This is a genomic window from Staphylococcus simulans (assembly GCF_047037175.1).
Lineage (GTDB): Bacteria > Bacillota > Bacilli > Staphylococcales > Staphylococcaceae > Staphylococcus > Staphylococcus simulans_C.
The window spans coordinates 1,205,536-1,222,114 of the sequence record NZ_CP178241.1; the positions used below are offsets into that span (position 1 = coordinate 1,205,536).

The following is a 16,579-nucleotide window of genomic DNA, read 5'->3' on the forward strand; positions in this document are numbered from 1 at the left end:
AAAAATAGATATTGCTGCTTATTTATTTTGATAATACTTAGTTAATGCACTTTCAATGGCTTCATTACCATTGACAACTTGGAACTCTCCGCCTTGGAATTGTTCTTGTGTTACAACTTCAACTAAGACAGATGCCACATCTTCACGTGCTATACTGCCCGCTTCTTCTAATTGTCCTTCTACTTTCACTTTGCCTGTACCTGCTTCATCTAATAATGCACCTGGATGCACGATGGTATAGTGTAAGCCAGAATCACGCAGGTGATTATCCGCATAATGTTTCGCAATCGTATAAGGTTTTAATTCCGGTACACTGTCAAACGCTTCACGACGTGAATCAAATGTGGATACCATCACAAAATGTTTCACACCTGCTTGTTTACTTGCTTCAATCGCTTTAACAGCACCATCTAAATCAATGATGATGGTTTTATCGTCACCTGTACTGCCGCCTGAACCAACAGAGAAGACAACTTGGTCAAAGTCTTTGAATTTCTGCGCAAGATCATCAATTGAATCTTTCTCAACATCGACAAGTTCAGCATTAAAGCCTTCCTCTTGCGCTTTTTGCACTTGTTCTTCTTTACGATATGCAGCAGTTACCTCTTGATCAGCTTCTTTTAACTGTTGAACTGCAAAATGGCCAACGCCGCCATTCGCACCTAAGAATAAAATACTCAATTACTTCACTCCTCATCATTTATTTCTGTTCATTTTATAGATATATCACTTTTCCCTATTGCTGATTTTAGCAAACAAACACTCTTTTTATCCTTGATATTGACTTATCAATCTTTCCGATGTACATTATATATGAATACATGTTCATATATTAATAAGAGGAGTGAAAGGCATGTCACACCAAGAATTAAGCGGCCGTACACTTGCACAAGTGACGGACATTTTCAAAGCTTTAAGTGAACCCAATCGTATCCGAATTATGCATTTACTTGAACAAGGACCTTGCAGTGTTGGCCACATCAGCCATACGCTTAACCTCTCACAATCTAATGTGTCACATCAATTAAAGGTTTTGCGTCATGCGGAATTAGTGAAAGATCAACGTCAAGGTCAATCTAAAATTTATATGCTTGATGATCAACATGTGGTGACTTTACTGTCACAAGCCATCCATCATGCAGAGCATCCGGTTGATTAGGAAGGAAGTAATACAATGAATCATTCTCATGAACATGCACATCATCACCATCATCATGTGCATACCGACAACAAACGTGTCTTAGCCTTTTCATTTATGATTATCGCATCATTTATGATTATCGAATTAATCGGCGGTTTCTTTGCGAACAGCTTAGCCCTTTTATCTGATGGGGTCCATATGCTGAGTGATGCCTTTTCTTTAGGATTAGCATTATTCGCCTTTAAATATGCAGAACGTCATGCGACTGTGCACATGACCTTTGGTTATAAACGATTTGAAATCTTAGCTGCATTATTTAATGGGGTCTTATTACTTGTTATCAGTATCGGCATAATGATAGAAGCAATCAGAAGATTTGCGGCACCTCCTGAAGTGCTTTCTACCGAAATGTTTGTCATCAGTGTAATTGGTTTAATCGTAAACATTATCGTCGCTTGGATGATGTTACGGGGCAGTGATACGAAACATAATATTAATATGCGTGGCGCATTTTTACATGTCTTAGGTGATTTGCTTGGCTCATTCGGTGCGATTGTTGCTGCTATTTTAATTTGGGCTTTCCATTTTACAATTGCTGATCCTATCGCAAGTATGCTGGTATCGTTATTACTGCTTAAAAGCAGTTATGGCTTAATTAAAGATTCGCTTAATATCTTAATGGAAGGTACACCTAAAGATATCGATATTGATCAAGTCGTAGAAACAGTACGTGCTGAAAAAGAAGTTCAAAATGTCCATGATTGTCATATATGGACCATTTCAAATGATTTAAATGCATTCAGTTGTCATGCAGTTGTGAGTGATACATTATCTATTAGAGAATGTGAAGCGTTGCTTAAACGCATTGAACATCAACTCAACGCATTGAATGTCCATCATATGACGATTCAACTAGAATCTAATCAAAATGAACATAGCCGTGAAACATTATGTTCGCATGTTGTCACTAGCTGAATAAACGAATAGTTCAATTCAAACCAAAACGACGCATCAGAAAATTATCTGATACGTCGTTTTTTGCGTAGATTTAATTTTGACAACGGATTATTGAATGAATTTATCAAAGATTAATTGTTGACCTGGAACTTCTTTTTGTTCGAAGCCGTCAATGAAACGTGTATTATCGTAAACAACTCTCACATGCTCAATATTAAATTCATCTGGTGTAATCGTCACAATGCCATACACTGTATAAGGCGCACGGTTCAAGCCGACTGAACCAGGATTGAAGTAAGCCACATCTTCATAAATAAAATGATGCAGTGTGTGGTTATGACCGAATAAGATTAAATCTGCATCTTTATCTTTAAATAAATGGGCCATATGTGAAGCTGTCGGTTCTACAATGGGACTGAATGGTACTTTATCAATCGGTTGCTCTAACATCATATTTTCAATCTCATAATGAATACCTAACACTTTTTGACTGAACACTTCTAAGTTGAACGTTCTTGGCAATTGATTTAAATAATCATAATACTGCGGATTTAAATGTTCAGCGATCCAATGATGGTGTTCATAAAATTTATCTTTTAAGTCTTCTGGATATGGTGTTTGATTGATGACTGACATGATGGCTTCATCATGGTTACCTGCTATAGAAGTAATATCATCTCGTGATGTCACCATACCTAAAACTTCATTTGTATTATGACCGATACCGATGATATCGCCCAAGTTATAAATGTGATCAATGTCCCCTCTTCTATCGATATCTCTTAAGACAGTTGCTAGCGCGTCCATATTACCGTGGACATCCGTAAATACTGCAAATTTCATATTATCACCCTCATTAAAGTTTATAATGAAACAAAACATTACATTTTGCTTAAAATCATGATTTTTTAATTTGAAACAAAGCATTTTTTTGATATTGTGTTTATATCATATCAAAGGAGTGCTAAGCCATTGTTTAAATTTCATAAACATGCAATACAAAACGCAAAACCGCAAAATGTTAAAATAGCTCTTTTTAGTATTCTAACATTTATTGTCTTTCTATTACTGACTGGATTGACATTACAACCGCTACAACAAAGCATTTCAATGTTTGTTATGGCTATGATGTATCAATCCATGTCACCGCAAATTCTAATTCCGGTGATTATCAGTCTGATTATACCATTAGCTTTCTTTATCTTTGCTGGTTACCACCTGGCTGCAGGTGCAATCAATATTATCTATAAAGGTATCCATAAAGAAAAAGTAAGTATCCTTGATGCTTTAGAAGCATTTAAAAAAGGAAGTTATTTAAAAGCTGTTAAATTGGCATTATTTACTTTACTCTTTATCGCGATACTTAGTCTGGTCCGTTACTTAATTACACAATTATTTACTTTAGGTATTGGATCATTGTTGAGAAGCGGACAAAGCTACTTTATGGAACATATCGGTGTATACATCGCTGTTCAACTTGTCGCGTTAACACTATTAGCGATTGTGTTATCATTCTTCATTTGGACATTTACTTACATCATGATTGCCTATACAGTCGCATACTTTAAAAACCGTCAGGCCGGTGCATTCCAAGATGTTAAACACGCTTTTAAATCTATGAAAAACAAACATCACTCTTGGTTCAAGCTTTTACTTGGCCTTGTCGTATTAGACTTAATCGTTATTATTCTATCAACACCTGTTTCTCAACTTGTGACATTCTCAACTAGAAATATTTCTCAAAATATGGCAGGTATTATCACAACAACATTGCTTATCATTGTCATTATCGTTCGTATTTTAGTTTATTACTTAAACGTTAATGCGATTATCGCATTCTTCAGTAATGTGACTGATGATATTCTGCCTCACCGTGCACCGTCACGTCAACAACGCAAACAACAAGCTAAAGCAGAACAAGAAAAACAAGAAGAAACAGCAACACCAAAGAAAGAAACAGAACCAACAGATAAAGAAACAAAAACGAAAGACAATACAAATGAAAACGATTAAGAACTTTATCAAGATACTACCTTTGATCACTTACAATCAAAGAAGAAAGAAATTGATGAACGTTCAGATGAGTTTAAAAAATAATATACAGAAAGCGTCTGAAGGCAGTGTTATTACATACTCCTTCAGACGCTTTTTCTATTTATTGATTCAAAAGGTTTGATTCTAAATAACGTGCTGCACCATCTTCATCGTTTGTATAGGATGTAACATCTTTTGTCAGTGCTTGAATTTCTGGGCGTGCGTTTTTCATTGCGACTGTATAATGACCAAACGCAAACATTGAACGATCATTATCACTATCACCAATCACAAGTGTATCGGTTTGCGGAATATTAAAATGTTCAATCATTTCTTTAATTCCTGTACCTTTATCGATACCTTCAGCCATTGTTTCCGCATTGAAACGCGATGAGTTAGAAACTGTAATTGCTAATGCTTGTTGTTCATCAACTAAATGCTCTCTGAATTTCGTGATCTTCTCTAAATCTGGTGTAAACATATAAATCTTAGAGAATTGTGTTTGAGGTAATGTATCTACCCAGTTTACGTTACCATTTAATGCATGTTTACGAGAGTTCCATTCACTGATACCGACATTGTTTGGCGGTGTATCTCCTTCACAAGTTGCTTCAATCCAGTCACGGTCCTCATTTAAAATCATACGATTCCCGCTAAATGGGAAGACTTCATAATAAATATGTTGTGCTTTCGCATTTTCAACAATTTCACTGACCGCTTCGAACGTCAGACTATGTTCAAAAATTGTTTCACCTTCTGCGTCTCCTCTAGTCCCATTAGAAGAAATCACTCCATCTATTTCAAAGTTATCCGGTGTTAAATGTTCAATCTCATCAAATGAACGTCCTGTCGCAATAAAGACTTTATAGCCTTTTTGACGTAATTGTTTGATTGTTTCTGTTGTTTTATCTGATACTCTATTGTTTTCTTGTAAAATCGTACCATCCATATCTAAGAATATCGCTTGTACATTATCCATTACTCTTCCTCCAAGTAGTTGTTATCGCCTTGATTATGGCATTTTCAAACTAATTTCGCAACTTTCAGCAAACAAAAAACTGCCACTCTGCAAAGAGAATGACAGTTTCGTTAAAATTCATTATTCTACTGTTACTGATTTCGCTAAGTTACGTGGTTTGTCCACATCTAAATCACGGTGTAATGCAGCATAGTATGCGATTAATTGTAATGGAACAACTGAAACAAGCGGTGTTAATAATTCATTAACTTGAGGAATCACATATGTGTCTCCTGCTTTGTTTAAACCGTCCATAGAGATAATGCATGTATGTGCACCACGTGCAGCAACTTCTTTCACGTTACCGCGAATTGAAAGATTTACATTTTCTTGTGTTGCTAAAGCAATGACAGGTGTTTGATCTTCAATTAATGCGATGGTACCGTGTTTTAATTCACCACCGGCAAATCCTTCTGCTTGAATATATGAAATTTCTTTTAATTTCAATGCACCTTCTAAGCTGACATTATAGTCTATTGTACGACCGATAAAGAAAGCATTGCGTGTTGTTGCTAAGAAATCTTTCGCAATTTGTTCCATATATTCAGCATCATCTACGATTGCTTCCATCCCATTTGCAACTTTCGCAAGTTCTTGTAATAAATCTACTGTTTCTTCTTTTCCGTGACGTTTTGCTACGATTTGAGACAAGATAGCAAGTACCGCAATTTGCGCTGTATATGCTTTTGTAGAAGCAACTGCGATTTCTGGACCAGCATGTAATAATAGCGTATGGTCCGCTTCACGTGAAAGCGTAGAACCTGGTACGTTTGTTACTGTTAATGCTTTATGGCCACGTTTTTTCATTTCAACTAATACAGCACGGCTGTCTGCTGTTTCACCTGATTGTGAAATATAAATGAATAATGGTTTTTCAGATAATAATGGTGTGTTATATACGAATTCAGAAGCAACGTGTACTTCAGTTGGAACACCTGCCCATTTTTCAATAAATTCTTTACCTACTAAACCAGCGTGGTAACTTGTACCTGCTGCGATGATGTAGATGCGGTCAGCTTGTGCAACTTCATCAATAATCGCGTTATCCATTTTCAAGTCGCCGTTATCATCTTGATACTCTTGAATGATACGACGCATTACTGCAGGTTGTTCATGGATTTCTTTTAACATGTAATGATCATAAACACCTTTTTCAGCGTCTGATGCATCAATTTCAGCTGTATACGTATCACGTTCTTGTACGTTGCCGTCTAAGTCTTTGATTTCAACTGAATCACGTTTAACGATTACAATTTCATGGTCATGAATTTCTTTATATTGGTTTGTCACTTGCAACATTGCTAAAGCATCAGATGCTACAACGTTGAATTTTTCGCCTACACCGATTAATAATGGTGATTTATTTTTAGCCACATAAATTGTATCTCGATCTTCTTCGTCTAATAATGCTAAGGCATATGAACCATGTAATAATTTTACGACTTTAGTGAAGGCTTCTTCTGTAGCTAAACCTTCATTTGAGAAATGTTCTATTAATTGTACGATGACTTCTGTATCTGTTTCTGATACAAATTTTACATCTGAAACGTATTGATCACGTAATTCTTCATAGTTTTCAATGACGCCGTTGTGTACTAATGTAAAGCGTTTAGATGCTGATTGATGCGGATGAGAGTTTTCATAGTTCGGCACACCATGTGTCGCCCAACGTGTATGTCCAATACCTACTGTACCATCTACATCACTGCTGTCAGCGATATTTCTTAAGTCTGCAATACGGCCTTTTTCTTTAAATACCTTTGTACCTTCATCGTTCACTAATGCAATACCTGCAGAGTCATAACCTCTGTATTCTAATTTCTCTAAGCCTTTTAATAATACTTCCTTCGCATTATCATATCCGATATATCCTACAATTCCACACATAATTCAATTCCTCCGTATTCTTATTCCAACGGTTACCCTTTTCACGGGGGAATCTTTTCGTTTCATATTAAATTTTTAGTATCGAATATAAATTGATGTCGTCAAAATTCACTTTATAGCGTTCCTTCTCACTTGAACCCTATAAAAATTGACATACTAATCCCCTTGTGTGAGTACCGTCAAAAAAATATAAACTTTGGTCTGTTTACAAACTTTGTGCACCGAGTCACCTCAGTGTTTTCCCCTGTAAACTTACGACTGACCATAACCGAGACAGCATCCGCCGATAATCCGATCACTGTCTTCCTCGTCGACAATTAAAAGTCTTGCTTGCTATTATATCTTCTGCTCTAAGATATAAATCCACGCAAATGCCAGCTTGTCATTGTACGGGCGCTATAATTATGATTTAACCGTTCTGCCCTCCTTTTACACGTAATATAAGTATTTTACAATGAGTGATTTTATAAATGCAACTATTTTCCTGTACTGTATCCGCTTACACCCAGTTTTTTTATGTAAATGACATTTTTTGCACTTTTAAATTATGTTTCTTCTTATAATAAGTATAAACACACTTAAATTTTAAAAGGTTTTACTAATAAATATTGATAACGCTAAGCTTATTCTTAAAAAAAGAACTGAGACTTATATATCAGTCTCAGTTCAAAATGTTAATTATTCATTTAAGCCCATTTTTTCTTTTACAACGTCTGCGATTTGTTGTGCATAGCTTTCTGCTTTTTCATCAGTTGATGCCTCTACCATGACACGTACTAATGGTTCAGTACCTGAAGGTCGAACTAAAATACGTCCTTCACCGTTCATGTCAGCTTCTACACGGTCCATCTCTGCTTTAACATCCGCATTATCTGTTACCGCGTATTTGTCTGTCACACGCACGTTGATTAATGATTGTGGGTATTTTTTCATTTGTTCAGCAAGTTCGCTTAATGGTTTGCCTGTTAATTTCACAACAGCTGCTAATTGCACACCTGTTAATAAACCATCACCTGTTGTATTATAGTCCATCAATACGATGTGACCTGATTGTTCACCGCCAAGGTTATAGTTGCCTCTGCGCATTTCTTCTACAACGTAACGATCGCCAACTTTAGTTTTATTAGATTTAATACCTTCTGCTTCTAATGCTTTGTAGAAACCTAAGTTACTCATTACAGTTGAAACAATCATGTTATCATTCAATTCTTGGTTTTTCGCCATTTCTTGTCCAATAATGAACATGATTTGGTCACCATCTACGATATTACCTTTTTCATCGACAGCGATTAAACGGTCACCGTCACCATCAAAAGCTAAACCGAAGTCACTTTCAGTTTCAACAACTGTTTTTGCTAAAGCTTCTGGATGTGTAGAACCTACACCATCATTGATGTTGTAGCCATCTGGGCTGCAACCGATAACTTCTGTATCTGCTTCTAAATCGCCGAATAAGAATGGTGCAAGTTGTGATGTAGAACCATTTGCTCCATCTAAAGCAATTTTTAAACCTTCAAAATTAACATCTACAGTTGATTTTAAATAGCTTAAATATTTTTGCGTACCTTCGAAGTAGTCCGAATACTGAACAATTTCATTTCCGATTGGACGTGGTAATTCAGGATTTTCTTCATCTAATAATGTTTCAATTTCTTTTTCTTGATCATCAGATAATTTGAAACCATCTGAACCGAAGAATTTGATTCCGTTATCTGCGACTGGGTTATGTGAAGCTGAAATCATAACACCTAAGTCTGCATCCATTTCTTTTGTTAAGTATGCCACACCTGGTGTAGAAATAACGCCTAAACGCATGACCTCAGCACCGATAGAAATTAAACCTGCGATTAACGCAAATTCCAACATTTCCCCAGAAACACGTGTATCGCGTCCTACAAGGACTTGTGGATGTTTCTTGTCTTCATTATGCGCTAAAACATAGCCGCCATATCTACCTAGTTTAAAAGCCAGTTCAGGTGTAAGTTCTTCGTTTGCTACACCTCTGACGCCGTCTGTCCCAAAATATTTGCCCATTTCAAAATTCTCCTTTAATGCTTAATTTATTTCGCTGATATCGTTGCTTTGATGTCACTCGCATCAGCATCTTTCACTTTGTCAGGTAACTCCATTTTCACAGCAGCCTCATCTGAATTTTCAAAGTCTGCTAAATCCACTACTGCTGTAACACTATGGATATCACTTAACTCATCTCTATTTCCAAAAATTTCAATTTGTTCTTTAGACAAATTAACATTATCAGCATTTAACTTAGAATTTGATTTACCGATAACTTTCTTTTTAATATCTACTTTCTTGCTGTAAGGTTCTAACTCTACAGTTATATTAACAGTGCTTGGCTTCGTAATCACATCAAGTCGTTTCAAGTTTTTATCAAAGGCTACAATTTCACCAACGTCTGTCGTATCTTCGTTAATGCTTGTATCATTTTTGAAAGTTGCTTTTAAGTAAGCAATACTATCTACTTGATGTTGTCCGCCTATCACTTTCATTTTCTTAGGTGTCACTGTTTGATTTTTAATCTGATAGTTTGGATTGAGTTCCTGTTCACTGACATCTGGCGTTACTGTCATCATCTTAGTTACTTTTTTCTCTAAGTTGACAGTCGCTTGTTTAGGGTTAACAGTACCCTCTACCTCATTATCTAAACCTTTGATTACATAAGGAACTTTATGACGCCCTAATGATGTTTTCGTTAAATCTAACTCAACTTTAATGTCATCTGATTGTTCTGCTTTCAACACTTTAGATTGCGTACCTTTAATTTGAACATCTACGCTGTCAGGTATGCCTGACGCATATAAATTCTTACTATTATATGTAGCTTCTACTGGTACATTCGAAATCGTGCGTGTTGATGTTTGTGATAGGCTAGATGTTCCAAAGATATCTCCAAAGACATTGTTCACTGTTAAAAAGAAAGCCAATGCTAAGACAAATGCTACAAATCTTAATCCCCATTTGCTCTCAAACATTTTACTTCACGCCTTTCTTTGGAAGTCTTGTATCAAACCAATGTTCAGCTAATAATTCTTCAAAGACTTCTAGTGAGATGTCTTTACGCAGTTTGCCATCAAAAGTTACAGATATAGAACCTGTTTCTTCAGAAACGACTGCGGTAAATGCATCAGAAACTTCTGAAATACCTACTGCAGCACGGTGTCTTGTTCCTAAACTCTTTGAAATCTTAGAACTATCAGAAAGTGGTAAATAACAAGCAGCACTTGCTATCTTTGTTCCTTGAATGATCATTGCACCATCATGTAATGGTGTATTAGGAATAAAGACGTTTGTCAAAAGCTCTTGTGAGATATCAGAATCCATTGGTATACCTGTTTCAATGTAATCTTGAAGCCCGGTCTTTTTCTCAAATACTATAAGAGCACCAATTCTTCTTTTAGCCATGTATTGTACGGCTCCGCCAACTGCTTTAATCAATTTTTCTTGATCTGCTGATGAATTCGCAACATAGCGTTTAAACAGGTTACCTCTACCTAACTGCTCAAGTGCACGTCTGATTTCTGGTTGGAAGATTACAATGATGGCTAAGAACCCCCATTGAATCACCATATCAAACAAGCGCGCAGTTGTAGTCAAGTCTAAAGCAGCACTGACCCAACGCCCGATTACAATTACAATAATCCCTTTGAGCAGTTGAATTGCTTTAGTCCCTTTAAATACCGTGATTAATAGATAAATCACATACCAGACAATGAGTAAGTCTAATACACTTGTTATTAACTTTACCGTATTGAAATTTTCAAAAATGCCGCCAAAATTCATAGCATCTCCTCCGGTAACCTAATTACAATGAATGCTGTTATATAGATTCATATACAGCGTTCATACATTTAAATTATAGCATACATCCCCCTTTACCTTAGAATAAAAATACATACAAACCTGAATTATATATTCCCATTCTATAGTAAAGAAAAAAATCATAATAAAAAAAGCACCCTTTTGAAAAGGGTGCAATAGTGAGCCATAGAGGATTCGAACCTCTGACCCTCTGATTAAAAGTCAGATGCTCTACCAACTGAGCTAATGGCTCTAATGGCTGGGCTAACTGGATTCGAACCAGTGAGTGACGGAGTCAAAGTCCGTTGCCTTACCGCTTGGCTATAGCCCATTAAAGATGGTGGAGGGGGGCAGATTCGAACTGCCGAACCCGAAGGAGCGGATTTACAGTCCGCCGCGTTTAGCCACTTCGCTACCCCTCCGACAAATATTTAATTCTAAATGGTGGAGAATGACGGGTTCGAACCGCCGACCCTCTGCTTGTAAGGCAGATGCTCTCCCAGCTGAGCTAATTCTCCAATATGTAATGACTCCTACGGGACTCGAACCCGTGTTACCGCCGTGAAAGGGCGGTGTCTTAACCGCTTGACCAAGGAGCCATGGCTCCACAGGTAGGACTCGAACCTACGACCGATCGGTTAACAGCCGATAGCTCTACCACTGAGCTACTGTGGAATAATATTTAATTGCCTGGCAACGTCCTACTCTTGCGGAACGTAAGTCCGACTACCATCGGCGCTAAAGAGCTTAACTTCTGTGTTCGGCATGGGAACAGGTGTGACCTCTTTGCCATTGTCGCCAGACAATGGAATGTATTATACATTCAAAACTAGATAGTAAGTAAATTTCAATTCGACCAATCAAAACTTGAAATTTGATTAAGTCTTCGATCGATTAGTATTCGTCAGCTCCACATATCGCTATGCTTCCACCCCGAACCTATTAACCTCATCATCTTTGAGGGATCTTATAACCGAAGTTGGGAAATCTCATCTTGAGGGGGGCTTCATGCTTAGATGCTTTCAGCACTTATCCCGTCCATACATAGCTACCCAGCTATGCCGTTGGCACGACAACTGGTACACCAGAGGTATGTCCATCCCGGTCCTCTCGTACTAAGGACAGCTCCTCTCAAATTTCCTACGCCCACGACGGATAGGGACCGAACTGTCTCACGACGTTCTGAACCCAGCTCGCGTACCGCTTTAATGGGCGAACAGCCCAACCCTTGGGACCGACTACAGCCCCAGGATGCGATGAGCCGACATCGAGGTGCCAAACCTCCCCGTCGATGTGAACTCTTGGGGGAGATAAGCCTGTTATCCCCGGGGTAGCTTTTATCCGTTGAGCGATGGCCCTTCCATGCGGAACCACCGGATCACTAAGTCCGTCTTTCGACCCTGCTCGACTTGTAGGTCTCGCAGTCAAGCTCCCTTATGCCTTTACACTCTATGAATGATTTCCAACCATTCTGAGGGAACCTTTGAGCGCCTCCGTTACACTTTAGGAGGCGACCGCCCCAGTCAAACTGCCCGCCTGACACTGTCTCCCACCATGATCAATGGTGCGGGTTAGAAATCCAACACAGCTAGGGTAGTATCCCACCAGCGCCTCCACGTAAGCTAGCGCTCACGTTTCTAAGGCTCCTACCTATCCTGTACAAGCTGTGCCGAATTTCAATATCAGGCTACAGTAAAGCTCCACGGGGTCTTTCCGTCCTGTCGCGGGTAACCTGCATCTTCACAGGTACTATGATTTCACCGAGTCTCTCGTTGAGACAGTGCCCAAATCGTTACGCCTTTCGTGCGGGTCGGAACTTACCCGACAAGGAATTTCGCTACCTTAGGACCGTTATAGTTACGGCCGCCGTTTACTGGGGCTTCGATTCGTAGCTTCGCAGAAGCTAACCACTCCTCTTAACCTTCCAGCACCGGGCAGGCGTCAGCCCCTATACATCACCTTACGGTTTAGCAGAGACCTGTGTTTTTGATAAACAGTCGCTTGGGCCTATTCACTGCGGCTCTTCAGAGCGTGAACCCTAAAGAGCACCCCTTCTCCCGAAGTTACGGGGTCATTTTGCCGAGTTCCTTAACGAGAGTTCTCTCGCTCACCTTAGAATTCTCATCTTGACTACCTGTGTCGGTTTGCGGTACGGGCACCAGTTATCTAGCTAGAGGCTTTTCTCGACAGTGTGAAATCAACGACTCGAGGAAAACATGTTTCCTCTCCCCATCACAGCTCAACCTTAAGAATGGCGGATTTGCCTACCATTCAGTCTCACTGCTTAGACGTGCACTCCAACAGCACGCTTCGCCTATCCTACTGTGTCCCCCCATCGCTTAAAACGATAAATGGTGGTACAGGAATATCAACCTGTTATCCATCGCCTACGCCTGTCGGCCTCGGCTTAGGACCCGACTAACCCAGAGCGGACGAGCCTTCCTCTGGAAACCTTAGTCAATCGGTGGATGGGATTCTCACCCATCTTTCGCTACTCACACCGGCATTCTCACTTCTAAGCGCTCCACATGTCCTTGCGATCATGCTTCGACGCACTTAGAACGCTCTCCTACCATTGTCCTACGGACAATCCACAGCTTCGGTAATATGTTTAGCCCCGGTACATTTTCGGCGCAGTGTCACTCGACTAGTGAGCTATTACGCACTCTTTAAATGATGGCTGCTTCTAAGCCAACATCCTAGTTGTCTGGGCAATACCACATCCTTTGCCACTTAACATATATTTTGGGACCTTAGCTGGTGGTCTGGGCTGTTTCCCTTTCGAACATGGACCTTATCACCCACGTTCTGACTCCCAAGTTAAATTGATTGGCATTCGGAGTTTGTCTGAATTCGGTAACCCGAGAGGGGCCCCTCGTCCAAACAGTGCTCTACCTCCAACAATCATCACTTGAGGCTAGCCCTAAAGCTATTTCGGAGAGAACCAGCTATCTCCAGGTTCGATTGGAATTTCTCCGCTACCCTCAGTTCATCCGCTCACTTTTCAACGTAAGTCGGTTCGGTCCTCCATTCAGTGTTACCTGAACTTCAACCTGACCAAGGGTAGATCACCTGGTTTCGGGTCTACGACCAAATACTCAACGCCCTATTCAGACTCGCTTTCGCTGCGGCTCCACATTTGCTGCTTAACCTTGCATCAGATCGTAACTCGCCGGTTCATTCTACAAAAGGCACGCCATCACCCATTAACGGGCTCTGACTACTTGTAAGCACACGGTTTCAAGTTCTCTTTCACTCCCCTTCCGGGGTACTTTTCACCTTTCCCTCACGGTACTGGTTCACTATCGGTCACTAGAGAGTATTTAGCCTTGGGAGATGGTCCTCCCAGATTCCGACGGAATTTCACGTGCTCCGTCGTACTCAGGATCCACTCAAGAGAGAATAAACTTTCGACTACAGGACTTTTACCTTCTCTGGTTCAACTTTCCAGGTGATTCGTCTAATTTATTCCTTTGTAACTCCGTATAGAGTGTCCTACAACCCCAATGAGCAAGCTCATTGGTTTGGGCTCTTCCCGTTTCGCTCGCCGCTACTCAGGGAATCGATTTTTCTTTCTCTTCCTGCGGGTACTAAGATGTTTCAGTTCTCCGCGTCTGCCTTCTGACATGCTATGTATTCACATGTCGATAACACAACATAACTTGTGCTGGGTTCCCCCATTCGGAAATCTCTGGATCAACGCTTACTTACAGCTACCCAAAGCATATCGTCGTTAGTAACGTCCTTCATCGGCTTCTAGTGCCAAGGCATCCACCGTGCGCCCTTAATAACTTAATCACGTTATTAATATTGTGAGTAATCGTTTGCCATCGGCAATTGATTACTAGCGATTCATTTAAATGAATAAAGCTTTTAAAACTCTAATTCACTCGGTTTTGCTTGGTAAAATCTATTTTTTACTTACTTATCTAGTTTTCAATGTACAATCTTTGAATGTTTCAAATAAACATTCAAAACTGAATACAATATGTCACGTTATTCCGTTTCAGTTTCCTACGAAACTGTTCCGAATATATCCTTAGAAAGGAGGTGATCCAGCCGCACCTTCCGATACGGCTACCTTGTTACGACTTCACCCCAATCATTTGTCCCACCTTCGACGGCTAGTTCCTAAAAGGTTACTCCACCGGCTTCGGGTGTTACAAACTCTCGTGGTGTGACGGGCGGTGTGTACAAGACCCGGGAACGTATTCACCGTAGCATGCTGATCTACGATTACTAGCGATTCCAGCTTCATGTAGTCGAGTTGCAGACTACAATCCGAACTGAGAACGGCTTTATGGGATTTGCTTGACCTCGCGGGTTCGCTGCCCTTTGTACCGTCCATTGTAGCACGTGTGTAGCCCAAATCATAAGGGGCATGATGATTTGACGTCATCCCCACCTTCCTCCGGTTTGTCACCGGCAGTCAACTTAGAGTGCCCAACTTAATGCTGGCAACTAAGCTTAAGGGTTGCGCTCGTTGCGGGACTTAACCCAACATCTCACGACACGAGCTGACGACAACCATGCACCACCTGTCACTTTGTCCCCCGAAGGGGAAAGCTCTATCTCTAGAGTTATCAAAGGATGTCAAGATTTGGTAAGGTTCTTCGCGTTGCTTCGAATTAAACCACATGCTCCACCGCTTGTGCGGGTCCCCGTCAATTCCTTTGAGTTTCAGCCTTGCGGCCGTACTCCCCAGGCGGAGTGCTTAATGCGTTAGCTGCAGCACTAAGGGGCGGAAACCCCCTAACACTTAGCACTCATCGTTTACGGCGTGGACTACCAGGGTATCTAATCCTGTTTGATCCCCACGCTTTCGCACATCAGCGTCAGTTGCAGACCAGAAAGTCGCCTTCGCCACTGGTGTTCCTCCATATCTCTGCGCATTTCACCGCTACACATGGAATTCCACTTTCCTCTTCTGCACTCAAGTTTTCCAGTTTCCAATGACCCTCCACGGTTGAGCCGTGGGCTTTCACATCAGACTTAAAAAACCGCCTACGCGCGCTTTACGCCCAATAATTCCGGATAACGCTTGCCACCTACGTATTACCGCGGCTGCTGGCACGTAGTTAGCCGTGGCTTTCTGATTAGGTACCGTCAAGGGATGCACAGTTACTTACATCCTTGTTCTTCCCTAATAACAGAGTTTTACGATCCGAAGACCTTCATCACTCACGCGGCGTTGCTCCGTCAGGCTTTCGCCCATTGCGGAAGATTCCCTACTGCTGCCTCCCGTAGGAGTCTGGACCGTGTCTCAGTTCCAGTGTGGCCGATCACCCTCTCAGGTCGGCTACGTATCGTTGCCTTGGTAAGCCGTTACCTTACCAACTAGCTAATACGCCGCGGGTCCATCTATAAGTGACAGCAAAACCGTCTTTCATCATAAAACCATGCGGTTTTATGTGTTATCCGGTATTAGCCCCGGTTTCCCGGAGTTATCCCAGTCTTATAGGTAGGTTACCCACGTGTTACTCACCCGTCCGCCGCTAACGTCAAAGGAGCAAGCTCCTTATCTGTTCGCTCGACTTGCATGTATTAGGCACGCCGCCAGCGTTCATCCTGAGCCAGGATCAAACTCTCCATAATAATTTATGATGTTTGACTAGCTCATAAAAACTAATTGTTTTTTAAACGTCTTAAGACGTTTATTAATTTGGAATTAACGTTGACATATTGTCATTCAGTTTTCAATGTTCATTTTTTCAGTAACGTTA

General features: G+C 40.3%; 10 protein-coding genes, 6 tRNA genes and 3 rRNA genes. 3 read left to right on the plus strand and 16 right to left on the minus strand.

The window, feature by feature from the left end:
- Positions 1-18 precede the first annotated feature (18 nt).
- Entirely contained in the window at positions 19-681 is a 663-nt protein-coding gene (locus ACFCT9_RS06090) for an NAD(P)-binding oxidoreductase (RefSeq protein WP_412521521.1), read from the minus strand.
- 172 nt (positions 682-853) lie between these two features.
- Between ACFCT9_RS06090 and ACFCT9_RS06095 the strand changes: the two genes are divergently transcribed.
- On the plus strand, positions 854-1,159 hold the full coding sequence (locus ACFCT9_RS06095) for an ArsR/SmtB family transcription factor (RefSeq protein WP_412521522.1): 306 nt from the start codon (positions 854-856) through the stop codon (positions 1,157-1,159).
- A gap of 15 nt (positions 1,160-1,174) precedes the next feature.
- The gene (locus ACFCT9_RS06100; protein WP_412521523.1) at positions 1,175-2,116 is read left to right on the plus strand and encodes a cation diffusion facilitator family transporter; all 942 of its coding nucleotides are present in this window, start codon (positions 1,175-1,177) and stop codon (positions 2,114-2,116) included.
- Positions 2,117-2,206: 90 nt separating this feature from the next.
- Here ACFCT9_RS06100 and ACFCT9_RS06105 read toward each other — a convergent pair whose 3' ends face one another.
- Complete coding sequence (locus ACFCT9_RS06105) at positions 2,207-2,941, minus strand: metallophosphoesterase family protein (RefSeq protein WP_412521524.1); 735 nt, start codon at positions 2,939-2,941, stop codon at positions 2,207-2,209.
- A gap of 129 nt (positions 2,942-3,070) precedes the next feature.
- Here ACFCT9_RS06105 and ACFCT9_RS06110 point away from each other — a divergent pair, with 129 nt between their 5' ends.
- Positions 3,071-4,111, plus strand: coding sequence for a hypothetical protein (locus tag ACFCT9_RS06110; RefSeq protein ID WP_412521525.1), 1,041 nt, complete (start codon positions 3,071-3,073; stop codon positions 4,109-4,111).
- A 142-nt stretch (positions 4,112-4,253) separates the two neighbouring features.
- Here ACFCT9_RS06110 and ACFCT9_RS06115 read toward each other — a convergent pair whose 3' ends face one another.
- The 14 genes from ACFCT9_RS06115 to ACFCT9_RS06180 all read right to left on the minus strand — a co-directional run bounded on the left by ACFCT9_RS06115 (position 4,254) and on the right by ACFCT9_RS06180 (position 16,451).
- Entirely contained in the window at positions 4,254-5,111 is an 858-nt protein-coding gene (locus ACFCT9_RS06115; RefSeq protein WP_412521526.1) for an HAD family hydrolase, read from the minus strand.
- 120 nt (positions 5,112-5,231) lie between these two features.
- Positions 5,232-7,037, minus strand: coding sequence for a glutamine--fructose-6-phosphate transaminase (isomerizing) (gene glmS / locus ACFCT9_RS06120; RefSeq protein WP_412521527.1), 1,806 nt, complete (start codon positions 7,035-7,037; stop codon positions 5,232-5,234).
- A gap of 678 nt (positions 7,038-7,715) precedes the next feature.
- Positions 7,716-9,071 carry a phosphoglucosamine mutase gene (gene glmM / locus ACFCT9_RS06125; RefSeq protein WP_412521528.1) on the minus strand — a complete coding sequence of 452 codons (1,356 nt, stop codon included), beginning with the start codon at positions 9,069-9,071 and terminating at the stop codon, positions 7,716-7,718.
- A gap of 26 nt (positions 9,072-9,097) precedes the next feature.
- On the minus strand, positions 9,098-10,030 hold the full coding sequence (locus ACFCT9_RS06130) for a YbbR-like domain-containing protein (protein ID WP_412521529.1): 933 nt from the start codon (positions 10,028-10,030) through the stop codon (positions 9,098-9,100).
- A gap of 1 nt (position 10,031) precedes the next feature.
- On the minus strand, positions 10,032-10,838 hold the full coding sequence (gene cdaA / locus ACFCT9_RS06135) for a diadenylate cyclase CdaA (protein ID WP_412521530.1): 807 nt from the start codon (positions 10,836-10,838) through the stop codon (positions 10,032-10,034).
- 198 nt (positions 10,839-11,036) lie between these two features.
- Positions 11,037-11,109, minus strand: a tRNA-Lys gene (locus ACFCT9_RS06140).
- Between the two features lie 3 nt (positions 11,110-11,112).
- Positions 11,113-11,187, minus strand: a tRNA-Gln gene (locus tag ACFCT9_RS06145).
- A 7-nt stretch (positions 11,188-11,194) separates the two neighbouring features.
- A tRNA-Tyr gene (locus tag ACFCT9_RS06150) sits at positions 11,195-11,278 on the minus strand.
- A 20-nt stretch (positions 11,279-11,298) separates the two neighbouring features.
- A tRNA-Val gene (locus ACFCT9_RS06155) sits at positions 11,299-11,374 on the minus strand.
- A gap of 9 nt (positions 11,375-11,383) precedes the next feature.
- Positions 11,384-11,455, minus strand: a tRNA-Glu gene (locus ACFCT9_RS06160).
- A 1-nt stretch (position 11,456) separates the two neighbouring features.
- Positions 11,457-11,531: transfer RNA gene (locus ACFCT9_RS06165), tRNA-Asn, on the minus strand.
- A 13-nt stretch (positions 11,532-11,544) separates the two neighbouring features.
- Positions 11,545-11,659 (minus strand): 5S ribosomal RNA (gene rrf, locus ACFCT9_RS06170).
- A 71-nt stretch (positions 11,660-11,730) separates the two neighbouring features.
- Positions 11,731-14,654: ribosomal RNA gene (locus tag ACFCT9_RS06175) — 23S ribosomal RNA — on the minus strand.
- A gap of 245 nt (positions 14,655-14,899) precedes the next feature.
- Positions 14,900-16,451 (minus strand): 16S ribosomal RNA (locus tag ACFCT9_RS06180).
- Together the 16S, 23S and 5S rRNA genes with 6 tRNA genes alongside form the textbook arrangement of a ribosomal RNA operon.
- Between the last annotated feature and the right edge of the window lie 128 nt (positions 16,452-16,579).

Bases quoted from the DNA above. Each gene is read 5' to 3' on its own strand.
- ACFCT9_RS06100 (WP_412521523.1), top strand. From the start codon at position 1,175: ATGAATCATTCTCATGAACATGCACATCATCACCATCATCATGTGCAT.
- ACFCT9_RS06095 (WP_412521522.1), top strand. From the start codon at position 854: ATGTCACACCAAGAATTAAGCGGCCGTACACTTGCACAAGTGACGGAC.
- ACFCT9_RS06115 (WP_412521526.1), bottom strand. From the start codon at position 5,111: ATGGATAATGTACAAGCGATATTCTTAGATATGGATGGTACGATTTTA.
- cdaA (WP_412521530.1), bottom strand. From the start codon at position 10,838: ATGAATTTTGGCGGCATTTTTGAAAATTTCAATACGGTAAAGTTAATA.
- ACFCT9_RS06105 (WP_412521524.1), bottom strand. From the start codon at position 2,941: ATGAAATTTGCAGTATTTACGGATGTCCACGGTAATATGGACGCGCTA.
- glmS (WP_412521527.1), bottom strand. From the start codon at position 7,037: ATGTGTGGAATTGTAGGATATATCGGATATGATAATGCGAAGGAAGTA.
- glmM (WP_412521528.1), bottom strand. From the start codon at position 9,071: ATGGGCAAATATTTTGGGACAGACGGCGTCAGAGGTGTAGCAAACGAA.
- ACFCT9_RS06130 (WP_412521529.1), bottom strand. From the start codon at position 10,030: ATGTTTGAGAGCAAATGGGGATTAAGATTTGTAGCATTTGTCTTAGCA.